Consider the following 18,499-nt stretch of genomic DNA (forward strand, 5'->3'; position numbering starts at 1 on the left):
ATCACGACGCCGCCCGATAGCGGCGGAGTGCCTCCTGCCCGTCCGGAACGAACTCATGATGCCGTACGGCCTGATCGAGCTCGGTTTTCGTCATCCAGCCGACCCAGCTCACCGCCCGCGGATCGGGCACCACGTCGCCGGTGACGACGGCTTCGTGCACCCCCAGCCAGTAGGAACCGACCGTGCCGTGGCACAGGAACGTGACCACCTCCCGGACCACCGGATGCACACCCAGCTCCTCGGCGACCTCGCGGGCTGCCGCCGCCTGGTAGGACTCCCCCACCGCCACGGCCCCGCCGAAACTCACCTCGTAGTGGCCGGGAAAGCGGGAGAGCCCGTCGGCTCGCCGGCACACCAGATATCTGCCGTTCTCGTCGCGGCACACGGTGGTGGCGACCCGATGCAGCCAGCCTCGGCGAATCACCTCGTCGCGGCTGACGACCCCCAGCACACGATCCTGCTCGTCGACGCGCTCCACGAGTTCGGTCACGACGGACACGATGCCAAGCCGCACACCGCCCGCTCGATCCAGGCCGTCGTCAGCACGCCATGGCCGGGTTCGGGGTGTGAAAGGTGATGCCCGACGGGCGTCTCGAACCGAAAGAGGCCTTCAAGACCATGGCCCTGCTGCACGGAACAGGCGTCATCTGACCAGGCGGACAGTGCCAGGCGCGTACCCGGGGCGGCACGGACGAGCAGGAAGACCGTGACGACGATCAGGACGACGCGCTCGGTGCCTTGCGCGACGGCGAGTCCGATGCAGGGGCCATGCGCAGGCGTACGACCGTGCGGCCGGACTCGGTGAACGCGGTGACCTCGTCGCACAGGCGCTCGACGATGACCAGGCCACGCCCGCGTTCCGCGTCGGGTGCCGGCATGTCGTGGCCCCAGACTCGCAGGGGCCCGCTGTCGACGACGTCGCAGCACACCGTCGTCCCGTCGGCCCACATCCGGACCTCCCCGCCGCCCGTGGTGTGCTGCAGGGTGTTCGTGACCAGCTCGCTGACGGCCAGCGCCAGCCGTTCGACCGGCTCGTCGCCCAGGCCGAACGAGCGTGCTTGCTCCCGTACGAAAGCACGCACTTTCTGTAGATCTTCGGCGCCGCTGTAGATGATCACGTGCGGTCGGGTCCGGCGGCCATGACACCGCCATCGAGTCGCCCAGGTGGGCACAGCTGTTCCAGCACGGTGGACACCGTCCCCGTCGCGTCGGCGAAGTAAACGTGCCCGGCGCGCTCGACGCCTTGTGCTCCCGAAAAACCACCGGAAATTCCTTCCGATGTCCGGGCATCCTGCCGTTGTTGGCGTCATGCGAACACGCCTTCCGATCGCGCTGCTGCTCGCTCTCGCGGTGGCGTCGGGGTTTCAGGCTGTGGTTGCTCATCTGCCGGCCCGCTGGGGCTACGCCGTCTCGGACTTTCTGATCATGCTGACGGTCGGGTACGCGAGCGTGGGCTACTACCGTCAGGCCTCGTGTGCGTCCGGGCGGCTTCGGGCGGCGATGGCGGTCGGCGCCTGCTCGACCGCCCTGTGGAGTCTTGCCAACGGACTGTTCCTGCTGACCCGGCCGTCCCTGCTCGGCGCCGGCGCCGAGCAGGTCGGGGGCCTGCTCTCGATCGTCGCCGTGGCGTTGCTGCCGGTCGGCCTGATCCTGATCGCGGCGCCGCTGCGTGGACTGGCGCAGGTACGGCGCATCCTCGACATCGCCGCGGTGTCCGGCGCCATCCTGATCCTGGCGTGGCAGTTCATCCTCGCGCCCGCTGCCGCCGCCGGCGATCGCGAGGGCATCATCGTCAATCTGCACTTCACCGTTCCGGAGGCGCTGGCCGTGGCGTTGGCCCTGGTCACCGCTGCGGGAAGTGTGCCGAGTCGTGGCGCCCGTGCGTTGCACCTGCTGGCCGCCGCGGCGGTGGTGCTGGCCGTGACGATGATGCTGGTGGTGGTGCACAACGGCACGACCCGCTCCCTCTGGTTCGAGAACGGGGTTGGCGGCGGCTTCGTTCTCGGCGCGCTGCTCATGGCGCTCGCCAGCAGGCAGGCGCTGCCCACGCCCGGCGACGACGACGTGCGCCGCCTGATGGACAGCGCGTGGGCGGCGATGCCGTACATCCCGGTGATCCTGGCCGTGGTGGCCGTCGCGGTGGTGCAGGTGCGCACCGGCCGGCTCGGATCGATGCTGGTCTGGCTGCTGCTGGGCACGTTCGGCCTGGTGCTGCTGCGGCAGCTGACGACGTTGCGGATGGTCGGCGGCATGGCGGTGGCGCTGCAGCGGCAGAAGGAGCAGCTGGCGTACCAGGCGCATCATGACCCGCTGACCGGCCTGCCGAACCGGGCCGCGTTCCAGGAACGGGGCGACCTGGCCGTCCGCGACGGCGGCGACATGGTCCTGATGCTGCTCGACCTGGACGGCTTCAAACCGATCAACGACACCCTCGGCCATGCCGGCGGGGATCAGGCGCTGGTGACGGTCGCACGCCGTCTCGGCGAGGCCCTGCGGCCGGGGGACGTCGCCTGCCGGCTCGGCGGTGACGAGTTCGCCGTCCTGGTCACCGGCACCTCGCCGGACGACGCCATGAGCCTCGCCCGGCGCCTGCTGACGAGCATCCGCGAGCCCATGACGATCCAGCAGTCACCGGTCGCCGTGGGTGTCAGCATCGGCATCGCGTCGTCGACGCCGGGGAGCACCCCTAGCCTGGACCTGCTGCTGCAGCAGGCAGACATGGCGATGTACGACGCCAAGGCGAACGGCAAGAACACCATCAGGTGCCACGACGGCGAGAACGCCGTGCCGCTGCCCCCGGTCGCCGCGCCGGTGGCCGTACCGTAGTCGCCCGTGGTGTCCCGGAGGATCCGCCGCCCGGCGAGTGGCCGGGCGGCGCTGACAGGTTACGGTCGTCAGCCGATCTTCACGTTGAAGGTCGGACTGGCGGCCAGCCTCTTGAAGGACGCCAGCCCGGCCGGCGTGCTGCCGATGCTGATGTCGCGGTCGCCCTCGTCGTCGGCCTTCGTGTCGAAGTGCACGATCGCCTTGATCGCGGGCCGCCTGGCCAGCTCCGGCAGCACGCTGTCGTACACGAAGGATTTGTCGGTGGTCCGGCCGATGCGGTGGTAGGCGCCCCACTCGGCGATCATGATCGGCTTGCCCGCGTGCTCGGTGGTCGCCCACTCGTAGAAGCCGGGCCCGCCGCCCTTGGGCTTACGGTCGAGCAGGTCGGCGAACGTACCGTAGTGGTAGTAGCCCTTCTCCGCCGACACGTACGAGTCCAGGCCGATCCAGTCGACGACGTCGCCGCCGGGGTACAGGTCCTTCCACCAGGACTGGGCCAGCCACTTCTCGTTGCCCATGAACGCCAGCACGTTGGCCACATTGGTCACGCCCTGCTTACGCAGCCGCTCGATGGTGTACCGGTACATGGCGGCGTAGTCCTTCGCCTCCCACCCCGAACCGGCCTCGGCGACGACGTCGTTCTCCGGCTCGTGGTGCAGGACCAGGAAGAACTTCTTGTCGTACGCCTTCGCGCGCGCGGCGAACGCGTCGATGCGCCTGTCCTGCTCGCCCTTGGCGACCTTGGCCCAGCTGGAGCCGTACGCGATCTTCCAGTTCAGCAGCAGCACCCGCGGGTTCGTGGCATCGCTGGTCATGGCGATCTCGGCCTTGGTCGGGAACGCCTCGTCGCCCTTGTGGTACGTGTGGAAGATCGTCGCGGTGCGGCCGCTCAGCTTCTCCCAGTTCTTGTGCTCCACGTCGCGTGGCTTGCTGGTGAAGCCGCCGGCGGCGCCGCCCCACAGCACACCGCAGGACGGGACCAGCTTGGCGCCGGTGACGCAGTCGGCGGGCTTGACCGGGGCGGGCGTGTTCGGGCTCGGGCTCGTGGTGAGAACCAGCTCGGGGCCGCCGCCGGTGGCGTGCTCAGCCGACCGGAAGCGGACCACACCGCCGGTCAGCGACGAGGACAGCGCAAACGAGTACGTGCCGGGCTTGGTGACCTCGTGGCTGAGGTCGAACCCGACCCGGGTGTCGGCGGCCTTCGGCGTCACCCCCGCGACCGCGGCGCCGATCTCGGGCATGGTGCCGGAGGTCAGCCTGGCCTCGGTCCAGGTGTTGTCGGCGATCCGAGACACGGTGAGTCTGCCCGACGGCGGGGCCATCGGCCGCAGGAACAGCACGGCGCGCCTGACGTCGGTGCCGGCCGGGACCGTGAACTTGAGGACGACGGTCTTGCTGTCGTTGCCGAGCCTGCCCGCGGCGAGTTTCTCGTCCGCGCCGAACGCACCGCTCGCGCGGGAACTGGACACGTAGGTGTCGTCGACGGCCCGGACGGTCGTCTCGGTGGACACCGCCTCGGCGGTGGCCGGCATCGCCAGCGCACTCGCACCGGTGACGACGGCGGTCAGAGCTGTCATGGACCTCGGCAGCTTGGCGCGGCGCACTGGATCACTCCCCGGGGTTCGTCCGGCGCACTGTCGGCCGGGCATGGGGCAAGGCTCGGCGGCCGGTGGAGCGGCTCCGGTGCGTGCCGGGGTGCAGGCCGATTGCGGTTCGAGTGACGGTTGGATGACAGCGGCCGTCACGAAAGCTTGGAATGGGGTGGCTACCGTGGCAGCCCGGCCGCTGCCGAGAGGAGTCGCCTTGACCGCGTCGATCCGTACTTCCGTCATCCGCAGGCCGTGGCACCTCTGGGTGGCCGCCGCGCTGACCGCCGCCATCTACCTGGGTGACGCCCGGGACTACCTGGCGCTGGATCAGTCCGGTCCGGGTGGCATCGCGTACTTCGCCGACTACCCGGTCGCGCTCCACGCCGTCTGGATGGTCGACATCACGGCCGGGCTGGTCGCGCCGTGCCTGTTGCTGGCGCTCAGTCGCTGGGCGGTTCCGGTCGCCGCCGTCGCCGCCGCCGCGCAGGCGGTGCTGCTGGTGGTCACGTTCGGGTTCGGCGACCGGTGGGACGCGCTCGGCGCCGCGACGTCATGGTTCGATCTGGGGATCGGTGTGGTCGCCGTGCTGTTCGCCGGATACTGCTGGGCGATGCGACGCCGGAACCTGTTGAGCTGACCTTCCGCGCTACGCCTCGTCGGCGGCGTAGGCCCGCATCACGGCGGCCACCTCGCGCAGGAAGGCCACCGTGGCGGCGGCCTGGACGGGGTCGAGCCGGTCCACCGCCTGCTCGATCCCCTCGAACAGCGGGGCCAGGGCACCGATGACCTCGGCGTGGGCGGTCTCGGTCGCGATGACGGTCTGCCGTCGCCGATCGGACGGGTGGGGAACCCGTTGCGCGTGCCCGGCGGACTGGAGGCGGTCGACCAGCGTCGTCGCCGAAGCGGACCGGATGCCGAGCCGATGGCCCAGTTCGGTGGGGCCCAGACCGGCCATGCTGCCCAGTAGGTGGTCCAGCGCCACGGCGTCGGTGACGCCGACGCCGAGCCGGCGTGCCAGTCCCCGGGTCGCATCGTCGTTGGCCTGCAGCAATTCACGGATGGCGACCGCCACCTCACTGCGGTGTCGTGTCTGTCGCCTCGTCACGACGAGATCATAATCCTTTCAGGTAGCAAGATTATCTAGTTACTTGTAGAAAGAGAATCATGACAGTGGAGATGAGTTCACCCCCGGGCACCGACGACGCTCACTCGCCACTGGAGATCGAAGGTCTGCGGAGCAGGATCGACGCGGTGATCACCGGTTTCCAGGCGACACAGGCCGGGGTGCTCGCCGACGTCAGCCCCGAGTCCGCTCCCCTGGTGCGATACGTGTCCGACCTGATGAACCGCGGCAAACGCCTACGTCCCGCGTTCTGCTACTGGGCCTGGCGCGCCGCCGGGGCCGACGACGACCCGGCGCTCGTGGCCGCGGCCGCCGCCCTCGAGTTCCTCCAGGCCGCCGCGCTCATCCACGACGACGTCATGGACCTCTCCGACACGCGCCGAGGTGCGCCCGCGGTGCATCGCCGATTCGCCACGCTGCACAGCGGCAACGGCTGGACCGGCGACTCCGCGCACTTCGGTGTGTCCGCCGCCGTCCTCGCCGGCGACCTGTGCTTCGCGTGGAGCGATGAGCTCTACACCGGCAGCGGGCTTCCGGCCGCTTCGCTCATCCGCGGGCGGAGGATCTTCAACACCATGCGCACCCAGCTCATGGGCGGCCAGTACCTGGATCTGGTGGAGCAGGCCATCGCGGAGTCCCGCCACGAGGACGCGCTGCATCGGGCCCGCCGGGTCGTGCGGTACAAGAGCGCCAAGTACACCGTCGAGCATCCGCTGCTGCTCGGCGGGCTGCTCGCGGACGCCGACGACACTCTGCTGGCCGACTTCTCCGCCTACGGGCTACCGCTCGGCGAGGCGTTCCAGCTTCGCGACGACGTTCTCGGCGTGTTCGGTGACCCCCAGCGAACCGGCAAGCCCGCCGGTGACGACCTGCGCGAGGGCAAACGTACGGCGCTCATCGCGCTCACCTACGAACGCGCGAGCGCCGCACAGATCGAGCGGATCGAGACGCTGTTCGGCGATCGGAGTCTCGACGCCGCCGGGGTCGGCGTCCTGCGGGAGATCATCGCGGACACCGGTGCGCTGGCGGCGGTCGAGGCCATGATCGGCGGGCTGCTGGAGCGGTCACTGGCCGTCCTCGACACCATGAACGTCGACGAATCGAGCCGCTCGGTGTTCGCCGCTCTGGCCTCGGCCGCCACGGATCGGGTCACCTAGCCTCAAGTCGAACGCGCCGCGACCGAAGGTCACCGCGTGGAGATGGATGGCGTGCGGGATCGGAACGGCCGGCGGTGGTGGAGCCGGCTGCTGGAGGCACGCGCGACGGGCCGGTCGGCCATCGCCGGAACCGCGCTGGGCATCGTCACACTGGCGGTCTCGGCGGTCCTCGCGTCCACCGGCACGGTCGACGCCACCGCTGAGGTCCGCCGCGTGCAGACGATCACTCAGAAGCTCAACGGGATCTCGGTGAAGATCCACGCTGAGGACGCGGCGCTGCGCGAGTATCTGGCGACCGGAGGCACCGACTACCGCGGCACCCAGTTGAAGGCGACACTGGGCTCGGCGCGGGCTGACCTCGACTGGCTGCAGGAGAGCAACGCCGTCGACCGGGCGGAGCTGGACTCGATCCGGGGTGGCTACGAGAACTACATCCGGATCGTGCTCGACATCATGTCGGGCACCGAGCACGGCTCGGACGTCACCGGTTACGCCGATCTCGCGTCGCTGACGTTCGCACCGCTGCGCGACAACGTTCTCGATCTCGGCGACGACCATCAGCAGCAACTGGCTGACTATCTCGGCGAGGTCAACCGCGAGGCCGACCTGCTGAACGCGGTCGCCGAGACGACGATCGGGGTCGTGCTGACCCTGTTCGCGGTATGCGCGACGGTGCTCGTCGGCTATCAGCGCAGAGCCGAGCGGCAGGCCGCCCAGCGCCTGCACGAGGCCACCCATGACCCGTTGACCGGTCTCGGCAACCGGGCCAAGCTCCAGGACGAACTCGACTCCGCGGTACGGCACGCCCGGCACACCGGCGAGCCCTTCAGTCTGCTGCTCATCGACCTCGACCGGTTCAAGGAGGTCAACGACACCCTGGGCCATCACGCCGGTGACGAGCTGCTGGTCGAGGTGGCACAGCGGCTGAGCCAGGGATGCCGTACCGATGATGTCGTCGTACGCCTCGGCGGCGACGAGTTCGCCCTCATCCTCCCGACAGCGCCGGATCACCCGGAGGCGCTGGAGGCCGGGCACCGCATCCTGGAGGAGCTGCGCCGCCCGATCGAGTTGAGCGACCTGCTGGTCGACATCGACGCGAGCATCGGCGTCGCGTCGTACCCACGCGACGGTGACGACGCCGCCCTGTTGCTGCAGCACGCGGACGTCGCCATGTACACGGCCAAGCGCCGCCACGGCGGCGTGTCCGGCTACGACCCGTCGATGGATCACAGCGACACCGACCGGCTCACGCTGCAGAGTGAACTGCGGCGGGGCATCGAGCGTGGCGAGCTGGTCGTGCTGTACCAGCCCAAGGTCGACGTGACCACCCGCCTACCCTGCGGCGCCGAGGCGCTGGTGCGCTGGCAGCACCCGGCCCGCGGTCTGCTCAGCCCGGACGTCTTCATCCCGCTGGCCGAGGACAGCGGGTTGATCGACCTGGTCACCGTCGAGGTGCTCGACCAGGCTCTGGCCCAGATCCGCCGGTGGGAGGATCTCGGTCACGAGCTTCCGGTGTCGGTGAACATCCCGGCCCGGTCGCTGACCGACGCCACGTTCCCGGGTGTGGTCGACGCGGCGCTCGTGCAGCATGGGGTGCGCCCCGGGCTGCTGACCCTGGAGATCACCGAGAGCGCCATGATCGCCGACCTGCTGCGCGCCGGCGAGACATTGAACGAGCTGCGGAAACTGGGTGTCAAGATCTCGATCGACGACTTCGGCACCGGCTACTCCTCGATCGCGCACCTGCGGGACATGCCCCCGCACGAGCTGAAGATCGACCGGAGCTTCGTGATGAAGATGAGCGAGAACAGCCGCGACGAGAGCATCGTGCGGGCGGTCGTCGACCTGGCCAAGAACCTGCGTCTCCGCGTCGTCGCCGAGGGCGTCGAGACCGAGTCCGCGCTGCGGACCCTCGGTGACCTCGGGTGCCACGAGGCGCAGGGCTACCACATCAGCCGCCCCGTCCCCGCGGCCGAGCTGACCGACTGGCTGTCCAAGTCCGATATCGCGATCAGCGCGGCCTGAGGCCATCGGCTCCTCTACCGTGAGAGAAGTGAATCGCCGGGCCTTGATGACGTCGGCGTGGGCGATAGCCGGCGCTGCCGGCACCGGGCTGGCGACCGGGTGCAGCCGCTCACCGTCGGCCACGACGGAACCGTTGGACGTGTTGCTCGGCGAGTCGGTCCAGCCGACGAATCCGATGGTCGTGGCCGAGCGGTTCTTCGCCGACCGGGTGGCCGAGCTGACCGAGGGCCACTGCCGGGTGACCGTGAAGCCCGGCGGCGAGCTGGGCGACGAGCAGCGCATGGCGGAGATGCTGCGTACCGGCAAACTGGCGTTCAGCAAGATCCTTCTGGCCAACCTCACCGCGTACGACAAGCGACTCGGGGTGGCGAGCCTGCCGTACGCGTTCAGCGGCCGGGACCAGTTCCTCGACAGCATGCGCGGTGACTTCGGCCGGCGATGTACGGCCATCATGGCCATGCACGGGTTCGTCCTGCTCGCGTTCTTCTATGCGGGCGACCGCAACTTCTACAACCGGGTACGACCGATCCACACACCGGCCGATCTCAAGGGCCTGCGCATCCGGGTGCCGCAGAACATCGTGGCGATCGACATGATCAACGCACTGGGCGCGACCGCCGTGCCGCTGGCGACCAACGACATCGGCTCCGCGCTGCAGCAGCGGCTGGTCGACGGCGCCGAGAACAGCATGGTCTTCTACACCTCCGAGCAGCACATGCGGCACGCGCCGTACTACTCGTGGAGCCGCCACCAGCAGAGTGTCGACGTCCTGCTCGCCAGCGCGAAATGGCTCGCCGAACGACCGGTGCCGATGCGCGACGCGATCCTGGAGGCGGGACGCCTCACCCAGGAGGAGGAGCTGCGGCTCTGGGCCGCGGCCACCGAGGAGAACGCCGCCGTGGCGCAACAGCAGGGCGCCCGGCTCAACGACGTCGATGTGGCGCCTTTCCGGCGGGCGCTGGTGAACGTGGTCAGCAGGCACCGGAGCAATTTCGGGGACCTCGCCTCCCTGCTGCCAGACGCGAGTTGAGGTCCTCATCAGCGGCGGCTCTGCCTTCGACGGCGTTCCACCTGCCGCTGGTCACCGCGGTGCTGGCCGGCCTTCTTCGTCTTCCTCGGACTGTCCACCGACCCGGCCGACATGCCGCGGGTGCTGCTGCCGGAGCTCGGCCTGGCCGTGGTGACCATGGCGACGAAGGTGCTCGCCGCCTGGTTCGCCGCCAAGCGGGTGGGTGTCGCCACCCCCGGCCGGCTCCGCGCCGGCCCGGCGCTCATGCCGCGTGGCGAGCCCCCCGATCCCGGAATTCAGCCCCGTGACCCGGCGAGGGCCCGGACACGGCCGGTGCCGGACGAGCGCGACGGCTCCGCGGGCTCGCCCAGCAGCACCGGGAAGCCGAGCAGGTGCGCGACGGTCCGCGCCTCGGCCTCGGCGAGTTCCGTGACGTGCAGGACCCGGTCGAGGTCGTCGGGGTCGAAGGACATCATGTCCCGGCGCCCGCTGGGGTGCACCAGGACACCGAAGCGCTGGCCACCGGCGGTGTCGAAGGCGTAGGCGGTCCCCAGCCGGGGCAGGTGCGTCCTCTCCAGGCGCATGGCGGCCGGCCGGGTCGGCGCCGGGTCCGCCCCTCGAGTCTCCGGCGGTGCGGCGGCCGGGGCGGCCGGGGCGATGACGGCCGGGGCAGTGACGGCCGGGGCAGTGACGGCCTGGGCAGTGACGGCCGGGGCAGTGACGGCCTGGGCAGTGACGGCCTGGGCAGTGACGGCCGGGGCAGTGACGGCCTGGGCAGTGACGGCCTGGCGGGCGTCGGTGGCCCAGTGGACCAGCAGCCCCACCATGGCGCCGATGGCTGCTCCCACCAGCGGTCCGCCGAGCAGCGCGGCGGCTTGGGGAGCGCCGGGCAGCAACGCCAGGATCAGGCCGGTGAGCAGGCCCAGCCAGCCGCCGAGACCGGCGCCGATCAGGCTCGCGCGGCCGGTCGGCCATGCGGGATGACGAGATGCCGTGGTGCCGCGGCCGTGCTCGGAGCGGAACGCGGTTGCTACGAGGTTCGACTTGCGGGCCATGATGACTTCCACCCCCCAAATAGTTGGTAAGACCCAACCATACGCGAGAAGGTTGGTTGGGCCCAACCATCTAATGGGTAGGGTGTGACACGTGCACAGCAACGACTCGGCCGCACCCCGGCAGATTCACGAAGCGTTCACCCAGCTCCTGCGCTGGGCCCACCGCGGCGACGTCCGCACCGCCCTGCTGGGCGCGGCCGCGCAGACCCTGTCCCCCCACGACATCGCCCTGCTGCGGACGATCGCCGGACACGGACCGGTCCGCGCCTCGACACTGGCCACCTGGTCACGGGTCGACAAATCCACGGTCACTCCCCAGGTGCGCCGCCTCGAGGAGCGCGGCCTCGTCACACGCCGGCACGATCCCGGCGACCGGCGCGCCGCCCTGCTCACCGTGACCGACCACGGCCGGGCCAAACTCGCCGAGATCGACGAGGTCGGCACCGGCCTGTTCGGCAGTGCCCTGCAGGAGTGGAGCACCGCCGACCGGGACACGCTGGCCACCCTGATCCAGCGTCTCGCCGCCGAACTGGCCGCCGTCTCCACCGGGCGCACCACCTCACACGGCTGAGCGTCACCTCCAGCCGGTTGCCGGACACCGGACAAACCGCACCCTCCGCTCGACGGGCCCTCCCATTGCCGGTACCCGGCAAGCAACATGCAGGTCCGGTGTCCGGCCGCGCCCGTGTCCGGAACACACCACCACGGCGACAGTGGAGAGGAGACCCAACGAAGGAGGAACGACATGCGACCGTGGAGAGTCCGGGACCTCATGACCCGCGAGGTGCTCACCGTCGACGCCGACGCCGGGCCCGCAGAGGCCGTCGCCGGGCTCACCGGCCATGACGTCAGCGCCCTCGCCGTCGTGGACGGTTTCGACAACGTGCTCGGCGTGCTGACCCGTACCGACGTCCTCGAAGCCATGGTGATTCCCGAGGACCATCCGCACCGGCGCCGGGGACGGCGGCAACCCGAATCCTTCGGCTGGCGCCACCCGACCGCACGACAGATGATGTCCTCGCCCGCGATGACCATCGGACCCGATCACACGGCCGCGCAGGCCGGCCGCCGCATGTACCGTGACCGGGTCAATCGGCTGCTCGTCACCGACCACCGGCACCACCTGCTGGGTATCGTCACGGCCGCCGACCTGCTCCGGCTCCACACCGGCTCCGACGACACCTGCTCCGACGACACCCGCTCCGACGACCCCGCCCCGGCCGAGCTGCGCGCCACGCTGCCGGCGACCGCCGGTGATGCAAAGCCGACCGGGCAGCACCGGCACGACGTGGACGACTGGTGGCCGGCACGGGTGGGATGACCGGCACCCGGAGTCCCGCCCCGGGGTCCGGTTATGGTTGGTCACCTGGCGCGAACGGTCCACGGCGGCTGGCGGATCCCCATGACGGTGAGCAGACACGAAACCGGTGATCCGGCCGACGACGGATGGCTGCTGACAGTCGCCCAGGAGGCCGGCCGCGACGCCGGGGACGTGCCGATCGAGCTGTTGGGCGACTACCTCGTGCTGCTCGCCGAGGCCGCCGTCACGGGACGCCGCCCCCGCCGCAGTGAGCTGGACGCCGTGAGCCGGTTGGGCCGCACCGCCGCTGAGCAGGGTGTTTCGGCCGGTAAGGCAGTCCAGCTCTATCTGTCCGCGGCTCGCCTGCTGTGGCGGCACCTCCCGCTGGTGGCCCGCTCCCGCGACAGCGAGGTGGTCCGGGCCGCGGCCGACGCGGTCCTGCAGGTCGTCGACGACGCGGTCGCGACCCTCGCGGAAGGCTATGCGGCGGCACGCCGCGACCTGGTACGCCGCGAGGAGACGGCCCGGCGCGAACTCGTCGACGATCTCTTGCGAGGTGACTCGGATCCGGGCGCGCTGGTCCAGCGCGCGGAGCCGTTCGGCCTGAGCCTGACACGAGTTCATCAGGTCGCGCTCGCCGCCCCCGGCCGCCGTCTGCCGGACACCGCGGCCGCGATCAGCGCCCTCGAAGCGGTGATCTTCGACCGCCTCGGCGACCGCGACGTTCTCGTGGCCACCAAGGAGGGCCTGCTGGTCGTGCTGGCACCGTCCGACGACTCCGGCATCGGCACACCCCGCGACGTACGCCTCGGCGAGCTGATGCACGCCGAGCTGAAACGGCTCCCCCGAACCGGCGGCTGGCGGATCTCGGTGGGCCGCCCTCATCCCGGCCTGTACGGGATCGCCCGCTCGTACGAGGAGGCCCGCGATGCGCTGGCCATGGCCCGCCGGCTGCACCTGGACCGTGAGGTGGTGGGCGCCCACGACCTGCTCGTCTACCGGGTGCTGCTACGTGACCAGCCGGCCATCGTGGACCTGGTCCGAGCCGTGCTGGAACCACTGCGGCAGAGCCGTACCGGTGCTCAGCCGCTGCTGGACACCCTGGCCGGATACTTCGACAGCGGCGCGATCGCCACGGAGGCGGCGAGGCGGCTGCACGTGGCGGTGCGCACGGTCACCTATCGCCTCGACCGTGTGAAGGCACTGACCGGCTACGACCCGGCCGACCCCGCCGACCGTTTCACCCTCCAGGCGGCGACTCTCGGCGCCCGGGCGCTCGGCTGGCCCGATCAGCCGCTGCCGGCGATCTGAACGAGACGACGCCGCCCACCCGCTGGCCTGCCGGGTGGGCGGCAGCCGCCGTCGTCTCCCGCTGGGGGTGTCACGGGAGACGACGGCACGGGACGCATCGTTCGGCGTGGGGAACCGCACGTAGCAGACCCGCGGGAATGGCACGGTGACAGATGCGGCAGAGGCCGTACGTTCCGTCGGCCATGCGCCGCAGCGCGTCGGCCGAGTCCGCGATCTCACGCCGGTGGTGGGCGGCCCACTCGTCGAGCGTGAGCGGGCCGTAGCCGCCGTGCCCGGGCATACGCCCGTACACCGTCAGTTCGGTGAGCTGCGCGGTGTGCACGGCGAAGTTCTCCTCGAGCATGTCGCGCAGCAAACCCATCGCGGCGGCGTCGACGCCGGCCGGCGGGCGCAGTGTGGTGCTCATCGGATTCCTCCGGGGCTCACGAGACGACGGGGTGCCGCAGGGCGGACATGGCGGCCAGTCCCGCACCGTGCAGCGCCGCGGTGCGTGGCGCGGCGGCCTGGTGCACACGCAGTCGCAACGCGGCGGCGAGGGCGGCGGGCAGGGCCGGGTGCAGGGCACCGTCACCGGCCAGCAGCAACCCGCGCGCGACGGCCTGGTCCATGTCATCCGCCGGGCCGGTGGCCCGCAGGTCGGCGACGTGCCGGGCGACAATGTCGGTGAGCAGGCCAACGGTGGCGCCGCGGCCGAGATCGCGGGTGCCCATCTCCGCCCGCCGTGCGGCGGTCACACGGCCGTTCTCCAGCAGGGCGATCTCGGTGAGCTGAGCACCGATGTCCGCGATCAGCAGGCTGCCGGCCGCTGCGCCGGACCCGATCGCCGCAGCCCGGACGGTGTCGATGAACAGCATCCGGCGAGGTGCGAGGGCGGCCTCGATCACCCGCCTCATCGACAGCTGCTCGGCTTCAGTGGCCAGGACCGGCCGGCAGGCCACCACGACATCGGAGGACGGCACCGGCTGCGCGTACCGCTGGACGAGCTGACCGAGCAGGGTCGCGCAGCCCTCGACATCGACGACCCGGCCGCGGCGTACCAGCGCGCCGGACGCGGAGGCGTCGCCGCTGACCACGCCGCGATGCGTCGCCCAGACGCCGACCGTGCTGCTGCCCAGATCGACCGCGACGGCCACCGGAACGGCCGGAGGCTGGCCGGCTCGCGGGCCGCCTCGTAGAGAAGATCGGATGGCGGCACGAGAATCCGTAGGCGCGATCACAGCGGTCCCCTTTCTGCACGGGAGAAGAGTCGGCATCGACGTGCGACAGCGGCCGATACGCCGTGGAGGAGAGGCCCCACCTGCCGCTTTCGTGACCGGCGGGGCGCTGAGACTCCCCATCGTCGCCCCTGCACGGGCGATGGACACGGGCCGTGTCCGGTCAACCTTGCTTCGCCCGATTGCCGATCCCCGGCAATGAGCGCGGCAGGAATCCGGGCAGCCGGGACGGACTCGGCAGGGTGAAGCCGCCCGGGCCGCAGCCCGGAGGCGCCGCCCGCGGTTGCTCGATCCGGACCGTGTCCGGGCCCGGCTTCACGGGAGTGGGCACGGGTACTACGGCCACCGGCACTGACATGCTCGTCGTCCTCTCGCTCGATGCTGACGAGCCTGGTCGATTCACGTGGCAGTGGGCACACGGCTTCATGTCATTCGTCTGACAGCCGGACCGGTTTGCCGTACCGGTTCGTCACGGAGCGCTGGAGCCCAGGGGGACGCCGCGGTCGGCGCGGCGGCCGACGACGTGAGGCAACGCCCAGCGGTGGTCCGCGCCGGGTTTGTCACGCAACTGTCACGGGTGCGGGAAGGTTCCGCAGACTGAGGCGTGCAGCCTTGCCCTCATCGAGCGTCGGAGGGGCGGGCATGTCAGGGCAGGACTTGATCACTGCGGTGGTCGTGGGCGCCGTCGTCGGTGCCACCGGCCACCTTCTGGTCTGTCGCCGCCGCCGTGTGCCGTGGTGGCTGCCCCTCGCCGCCGGCGTGGCGGCCGCGGTGCTGGCCACCGTCCTGTCCTGGATGGCCGATCCCGGCCGGGTCGCGCCGAGCGTGCTGGAGATCGCGGTCCAGGTATTCGCCGCCGTCGCGGGCGTCACCATCGTGGCGGTGACCGCTGTCGGATCTCCCCCGCACGTCACGCCGTGGCAGCGCAGCGGGAAGACCCGATGACGGCGTCACCGGCCGACCGGCTCGGCGAGGTGCGTGACGTGGCCGGCGGGGCGGTTCGAGTGGTCGTGCTGCCGGCCGACCTCGACCGGCATCTCGCCGGCCAGGTGCGCCCGATCGTCAAGGCGGCGATCGACAAGGGCCGCCACCTCGTGATCGACATGCACGCCACGCAGGTCATCGACTCGGCAGGACTCGGCTTGCTGGTACGCGCACATCGATCCGCGCGCCGCCGGGGCGTCACCCTGTGCCTGGTCGCGCCGTCGCGGTTCGTACTCACCGTCTTGCACACCATGCATCTGGACGGTGTCTTCCCGATCTCCCCCGACCAGGCCACCGCGCTGTCCGAGCTCGAGGGCGTGCGGCCGCCCGGGCACGCCCCGGTCAGCGGACGAGTCCGCGCAACGGTGGGATGACAGCACCGAACAGTCCGCCGCGTTCACGCCCGTTGCGGGCGAGCCTTCTGCTGTTCGGCGTCGCCGAGCAGGTCGCCGATCCTGCCGATCTCGTTGCGGCCGGGGGTGGTGACCGTGCTTTCACGGATGTCGTGGGCCGGGTCGGCCGGCGTCTGACCGCCGTCATTCAGGCGCTTGAGGATGCCGGATTCCGCGTGCATGGTGTTCCTCCTCCCCCGGCCGCCGGGGCCGGAAATGGTCGCGGGATGCCATTCACTGTTCGACCGCAACACCAGGGAGCCCGTTCAGCGGACACTGCACGGTTTTTTCTCGACTCGATGACGAATCGAGGAAATGTCACTCGTGATCCTTACGTGGTGCCAGCGCGAACGTGATCGCCTGCGGCACCGTGTCGAATGTCATGAAAACCGAACCGAGACGGGCGGCCCGCAGAACCGACAGGAAGAACGGCGGTGCGGCGGCCAGCAGGAGGTCACCGCCCTGCCGTCGGGCCGCCTGGTGGGCCGCGATCAGCACGCCCAGGCCGACGGAGTCGACGGCCTCCGCCTGCCGCAGATCCACGATGAGCCAGGGACTCGTCGCGAGCGCCGCATCGAGTGCGGTGCGCAGACGGGTCGCGACGGCGAGGTCGAGGTCACCGATGACGCGGACGACCGATGCTCCGGCCATGGCGTGCACCGTGATCCACGTGCTGTCCACCGCTCGATCGTCGCCGTCGAGTTCGTCAAGAAAAGAAACGCCCCCCATGATCACTCCTCAGCACATTTTCCGCCGGCCATCGGATTGGGATTCACAGACTGGGCTGCCACATTCCCACACGCACATGACGAACTTATGACGACGTGGATAGCCGCCTGTCAAATCTGTGGCGGGTCACATCATCAGGGACAGCGCGATGATCACGAACGAGAGACCCGCCACGGCCAGATGCAGCCGCCACGGGCGCGTCGGCGAAATCAACGGCGGCGGATGCTGTACCTGCGGATTGTCGAGAGGGAGCCGGCGCGCGTGCCGGAGCGCCGCGACGAGCTGCCGCGCGGTGCGGGTGGCTCCACCGCGTACGGCAATGATGAACTTCGCATGGCCGTCGGTGACCTGCACCTCACCGGCATCGTCGAGGTCGGCCGGCAGGTTCACGGGCGAGGTGAATCCGTCGCCGATCCGGATCGCGCAGCACCGGCCGGCGGCGGTGGCACCGCACAGAACAGCCGGCTGCGTACCAGTGGCCTCCGGGATCTCTCCGAGAACGGGCACGGTGAACTGCTCGGCGGTTGCCGCGGGGCCCGGAACCAGGACGACCAGGTGATCTCCGGCAGGGTGAACACCGTGGGCAGAACGATGCTCACCGCGGCACCGGCGACGAATCGATCCGCACAGGAAACGGCGCATCAAGTGATGATGCAAGACGCATTCCATTTCCGGTACGGAGCATCCGGCTGTGTGGAACGGCCCACAGAACGATGACGTTCTCATGACAGTCGTAAATCGGCTTCGGCCGGGCGGCGCAGGGCGTCGGTGGTTGAATACGCCGGGCCGTGCAACTATCGGATTATGGATGTGTTGCTGTGGATTATCGTCGCCGTGGCGCTGGGCGTGGCGGAAATCTTCACGACCACCCTTTTCCTCCTCATGTTCTCCGCCGGTGCGCTGGCGGCCGCCGCGGCCGCCGGTCTCGGCGCGTCCGTGCCCGTCCAGGGTGGCGTCTTCGTGGTGGTCTCGGCGCTGACGCTGGCCGCCGTCCGTCCGGCGCTGCGTCGCCACCTGGGCAGCAGAAACGTGGTCGGCATGGGCACGGCCACGATGCAGGGAGCCGCCGCCGTCGTGGTGGAACACGTCGACACCGAGCACGGGATGGTCCGGATCGACGGCGAACTGTGGCAGGCGCGTGCTCTCGAGGGATTCGGGACATATGTTCCCGGCGAGCGGGTCAGAATCGTCGACGTCAGCGATGGCACCGTCCTGGTCTGGCGTGACGATCTGCCCGGCATCAGCGATACCGAAAACTGACCTCCGGTCTGTCAGAAATACGAGGTGGTTCACACCAATGGACGCCGTCCTCGGCATCATCGTTGCCGCTGTTCTCCTTTTCACCGTCGTCACCCTGTTGAAAGCGGTCCGCATCGTTCCTCAGCAGCGCATGGACGTCGTCGAACGGCTGGGGAAATACAAGAAGACCCTCAGCCCCGGGCTGAACCTGCTGGTCCCCTTCGTCGACGCCGTGCGCGCCAAGGTCGACATGCGGGAGCAGGTGGTCTCGTTCCCGCCGCAGCCGGTGATCACGTCGGACAACCTGGTCGTCTCGATCGACACCGTGCTGTACTTCCGGGCGATCGACCCGGTGCGGGCGACGTACGAGATCGCGAACTTCCTGCAGGCGATCGAGCAGCTCACCGTCACCACGCTGCGCAACGTGATCGGCTCGCTCGACCTGGAACGCGCCCTGACCAGCCGCGAGGAGATCAACAAGCACCTCTCCAGCGTGCTCGACGAGACCACCGGCCGGTGGGGCATCAAGGTCACCCGGGTCGAGAT

At 70.1% G+C, this 18,499-nt stretch carries 24 protein-coding genes; 13 read left to right on the plus strand and 11 right to left on the minus strand.

Annotated features, from left to right (window positions below; translation table 11 throughout):
- Position 1: 1 nt before the first annotated feature.
- Positions 2–490: an NUDIX domain-containing protein gene (locus tag CLV67_RS13765; RefSeq protein ID WP_106318243.1), complete on the minus strand. Its 489-nt coding sequence runs from the start codon at positions 488–490 to the stop codon at positions 2–4.
- Positions 491–716: 226 nt separating this feature from the next.
- Positions 717–1,172 carry an ATP-binding protein gene (locus CLV67_RS53325; protein WP_307833851.1) on the minus strand — a complete coding sequence of 152 codons (456 nt, stop codon included), beginning with the start codon at positions 1,170–1,172 and terminating at the stop codon, positions 717–719.
- Positions 1,173–1,308: 136 nt separating this feature from the next.
- Between CLV67_RS53325 and CLV67_RS13775 the strand changes: the two genes are divergently transcribed.
- Entirely contained in the window at positions 1,309–2,826 is a 1,518-nt protein-coding gene (locus CLV67_RS13775) for a GGDEF domain-containing protein (RefSeq protein ID WP_170153840.1), read from the plus strand.
- 68 nt (positions 2,827–2,894) lie between these two features.
- Here the strand turns inward: CLV67_RS13775 and CLV67_RS13780 are convergent, their stop codons facing one another.
- The gene (locus tag CLV67_RS13780) at positions 2,895–4,403 is read right to left on the minus strand and encodes a CBM96 family carbohydrate-binding protein (protein ID WP_146169103.1); all 1,509 of its coding nucleotides are present in this window, start codon (positions 4,401–4,403) and stop codon (positions 2,895–2,897) included.
- 226 nt (positions 4,404–4,629) lie between these two features.
- Between CLV67_RS13780 and CLV67_RS13785 the strand changes: the two genes are divergently transcribed.
- Positions 4,630–5,052: a hypothetical protein gene (locus tag CLV67_RS13785; protein ID WP_106318111.1), complete on the plus strand. Its 423-nt coding sequence runs from the start codon at positions 4,630–4,632 to the stop codon at positions 5,050–5,052.
- 9 nt (positions 5,053–5,061) lie between these two features.
- Here the strand turns inward: CLV67_RS13785 and CLV67_RS13790 are convergent, their stop codons facing one another.
- Positions 5,062–5,520: a MarR family winged helix-turn-helix transcriptional regulator gene (locus tag CLV67_RS13790; protein ID WP_239166099.1), complete on the minus strand. Its 459-nt coding sequence runs from the start codon at positions 5,518–5,520 to the stop codon at positions 5,062–5,064.
- Positions 5,521–5,579: 59 nt separating this feature from the next.
- On the opposite strand from CLV67_RS13790, the gene CLV67_RS13795 reads away from it, so the two are divergent.
- From CLV67_RS13795 to dctP, 3 genes are read left to right on the plus strand one after another with little or no spacing between them, the layout of a single operon-like run.
- Complete coding sequence (locus CLV67_RS13795) at positions 5,580–6,695, plus strand: polyprenyl synthetase family protein (protein ID WP_239166100.1); 1,116 nt, start codon at positions 5,580–5,582, stop codon at positions 6,693–6,695.
- A gap of 51 nt (positions 6,696–6,746) precedes the next feature.
- Positions 6,747–8,720, plus strand: coding sequence for a putative bifunctional diguanylate cyclase/phosphodiesterase (locus CLV67_RS13800; protein WP_170153841.1), 1,974 nt, complete (start codon positions 6,747–6,749; stop codon positions 8,718–8,720).
- A gap of 28 nt (positions 8,721–8,748) precedes the next feature.
- Positions 8,749–9,750, plus strand: coding sequence for a TRAP transporter substrate-binding protein DctP (gene dctP, locus CLV67_RS13805; protein WP_146169105.1), 1,002 nt, complete (start codon positions 8,749–8,751; stop codon positions 9,748–9,750).
- 8 nt (positions 9,751–9,758) lie between these two features.
- Here the strand turns inward: dctP and CLV67_RS54730 are convergent, their stop codons facing one another.
- Both CLV67_RS54730 and CLV67_RS52670 read right to left on the minus strand, forming a co-directional pair.
- Complete coding sequence (locus CLV67_RS54730) at positions 9,759–9,962, minus strand: hypothetical protein (protein ID WP_170153842.1); 204 nt, start codon at positions 9,960–9,962, stop codon at positions 9,759–9,761.
- Positions 9,963–10,025: 63 nt separating this feature from the next.
- Positions 10,026–10,796 (minus strand): cation:proton antiporter regulatory subunit, encoded by a 771-nt coding sequence (locus CLV67_RS52670; protein ID WP_203736922.1) that lies wholly within the window; start codon positions 10,794–10,796, stop codon positions 10,026–10,028.
- 79 nt (positions 10,797–10,875) lie between these two features.
- Here CLV67_RS52670 and CLV67_RS13820 point away from each other — a divergent pair, with 79 nt between their 5' ends.
- The 3 genes from CLV67_RS13820 to CLV67_RS13830 all read left to right on the plus strand — a co-directional run bounded on the left by CLV67_RS13820 (position 10,876) and on the right by CLV67_RS13830 (position 13,395).
- Positions 10,876–11,355, plus strand: a complete 480-nt coding sequence (locus CLV67_RS13820; RefSeq protein ID WP_106318119.1) for a MarR family winged helix-turn-helix transcriptional regulator — start codon at positions 10,876–10,878, stop codon at positions 11,353–11,355.
- A 174-nt stretch (positions 11,356–11,529) separates the two neighbouring features.
- Entirely contained in the window at positions 11,530–12,105 is a 576-nt protein-coding gene (locus tag CLV67_RS13825) for a CBS domain-containing protein (RefSeq protein WP_170153843.1), read from the plus strand.
- A gap of 87 nt (positions 12,106–12,192) precedes the next feature.
- Positions 12,193–13,395, plus strand: a complete 1,203-nt coding sequence (locus tag CLV67_RS13830) for a PucR family transcriptional regulator (RefSeq protein ID WP_239166101.1) — start codon at positions 12,193–12,195, stop codon at positions 13,393–13,395.
- Positions 13,396–13,465: 70 nt separating this feature from the next.
- Here the strand turns inward: CLV67_RS13830 and CLV67_RS51880 are convergent, their stop codons facing one another.
- Positions 13,466–13,801, minus strand: coding sequence for a TraR/DksA family transcriptional regulator (locus CLV67_RS51880; RefSeq protein ID WP_106318123.1), 336 nt, complete (start codon positions 13,799–13,801; stop codon positions 13,466–13,468).
- Positions 13,802–13,817: 16 nt separating this feature from the next.
- The gene (locus CLV67_RS13840; protein WP_170153844.1) at positions 13,818–14,528 is read right to left on the minus strand and encodes a rod shape-determining protein; all 711 of its coding nucleotides are present in this window, start codon (positions 14,526–14,528) and stop codon (positions 13,818–13,820) included.
- A 723-nt stretch (positions 14,529–15,251) separates the two neighbouring features.
- On the opposite strand from CLV67_RS13840, the gene CLV67_RS13845 reads away from it, so the two are divergent.
- Positions 15,252–15,554 (plus strand): GlsB/YeaQ/YmgE family stress response membrane protein, encoded by a 303-nt coding sequence (locus tag CLV67_RS13845; protein ID WP_146169108.1) that lies wholly within the window; start codon positions 15,252–15,254, stop codon positions 15,552–15,554.
- Positions 15,551–15,967: an STAS domain-containing protein gene (locus CLV67_RS13850; RefSeq protein WP_106318128.1), complete on the plus strand. Its 417-nt coding sequence runs from the start codon at positions 15,551–15,553 to the stop codon at positions 15,965–15,967. The genes CLV67_RS13845 and CLV67_RS13850 overlap by 4 nt, the downstream gene beginning before the upstream one ends.
- Before the next feature lie 23 nt (positions 15,968–15,990).
- Here the strand turns inward: CLV67_RS13850 and CLV67_RS51885 are convergent, their stop codons facing one another.
- The 3 genes from CLV67_RS51885 to CLV67_RS51040 form a co-directional block, all read right to left on the minus strand.
- The gene (locus tag CLV67_RS51885; RefSeq protein WP_170153845.1) at positions 15,991–16,167 is read right to left on the minus strand and encodes a hypothetical protein; all 177 of its coding nucleotides are present in this window, start codon (positions 16,165–16,167) and stop codon (positions 15,991–15,993) included.
- A 136-nt stretch (positions 16,168–16,303) separates the two neighbouring features.
- Positions 16,304–16,714 (minus strand): STAS domain-containing protein, encoded by a 411-nt coding sequence (locus tag CLV67_RS13855; protein ID WP_106318130.1) that lies wholly within the window; start codon positions 16,712–16,714, stop codon positions 16,304–16,306.
- Between the two features lie 126 nt (positions 16,715–16,840).
- The gene (locus CLV67_RS51040; RefSeq protein ID WP_146169110.1) at positions 16,841–17,068 is read right to left on the minus strand and encodes a hypothetical protein; all 228 of its coding nucleotides are present in this window, start codon (positions 17,066–17,068) and stop codon (positions 16,841–16,843) included.
- Between CLV67_RS51040 and CLV67_RS51045 the strand changes: the two genes are divergently transcribed.
- From CLV67_RS51045 to CLV67_RS13870, 3 genes are all read left to right on the plus strand, one after another.
- Positions 17,048–17,431, plus strand: coding sequence for a hypothetical protein (locus CLV67_RS51045; RefSeq protein WP_146169112.1), 384 nt, complete (start codon positions 17,048–17,050; stop codon positions 17,429–17,431). The two genes, CLV67_RS51040 and CLV67_RS51045, sit on opposite strands and share 21 nt — an antisense overlap.
- A gap of 87 nt (positions 17,432–17,518) precedes the next feature.
- Positions 17,519–17,974, plus strand: coding sequence for an NfeD family protein (locus CLV67_RS13865; protein WP_106318134.1), 456 nt, complete (start codon positions 17,519–17,521; stop codon positions 17,972–17,974).
- Positions 17,975–18,011: 37 nt separating this feature from the next.
- The coding region (locus tag CLV67_RS13870) for an SPFH domain-containing protein (protein ID WP_146169114.1) at positions 18,012–18,499 on the plus strand (488 nt) is incomplete at its 3' end.

The sequence above is a fragment of the Actinoplanes italicus genome (assembly GCF_003001815.1).
Taxonomy (GTDB): domain Bacteria; phylum Actinomycetota; class Actinomycetes; order Mycobacteriales; family Micromonosporaceae; genus Actinoplanes; species Actinoplanes italicus.

Excerpts from the sequence above, each read along its gene's own strand:
- CLV67_RS13795 (WP_239166100.1), top strand. The coding sequence starts at position 5,580 with ATGACAGTGGAGATGAGTTCACCCCCGGGCACCGACGACGCTCACTCG.
- CLV67_RS13845 (WP_146169108.1), top strand. The coding sequence starts at position 15,252 with ATGTCAGGGCAGGACTTGATCACTGCGGTGGTCGTGGGCGCCGTCGTC.
- CLV67_RS51880 (WP_106318123.1), bottom strand. The coding sequence starts at position 13,801 with ATGAGCACCACACTGCGCCCGCCGGCCGGCGTCGACGCCGCCGCGATG.
- CLV67_RS51885 (WP_170153845.1), bottom strand. The coding sequence starts at position 16,167 with ATGCACGCGGAATCCGGCATCCTCAAGCGCCTGAATGACGGCGGTCAG.
- CLV67_RS13865 (WP_106318134.1), top strand. The coding sequence starts at position 17,519 with ATGGATGTGTTGCTGTGGATTATCGTCGCCGTGGCGCTGGGCGTGGCG.
- CLV67_RS13850 (WP_106318128.1), top strand. The coding sequence starts at position 15,551 with ATGACGGCGTCACCGGCCGACCGGCTCGGCGAGGTGCGTGACGTGGCC.
- CLV67_RS13855 (WP_106318130.1), bottom strand. The coding sequence starts at position 16,714 with ATGGGGGGCGTTTCTTTTCTTGACGAACTCGACGGCGACGATCGAGCG.
- CLV67_RS13825 (WP_170153843.1), top strand. The coding sequence starts at position 11,530 with ATGCGACCGTGGAGAGTCCGGGACCTCATGACCCGCGAGGTGCTCACC.
- CLV67_RS13780 (WP_146169103.1), bottom strand. The coding sequence starts at position 4,403 with ATGACAGCTCTGACCGCCGTCGTCACCGGTGCGAGTGCGCTGGCGATG.
- CLV67_RS51045 (WP_146169112.1), top strand. The coding sequence starts at position 17,048 with ATGGCCGTCGGTGACCTGCACCTCACCGGCATCGTCGAGGTCGGCCGG.
- CLV67_RS13775 (WP_170153840.1), top strand. The coding sequence starts at position 1,309 with ATGCGAACACGCCTTCCGATCGCGCTGCTGCTCGCTCTCGCGGTGGCG.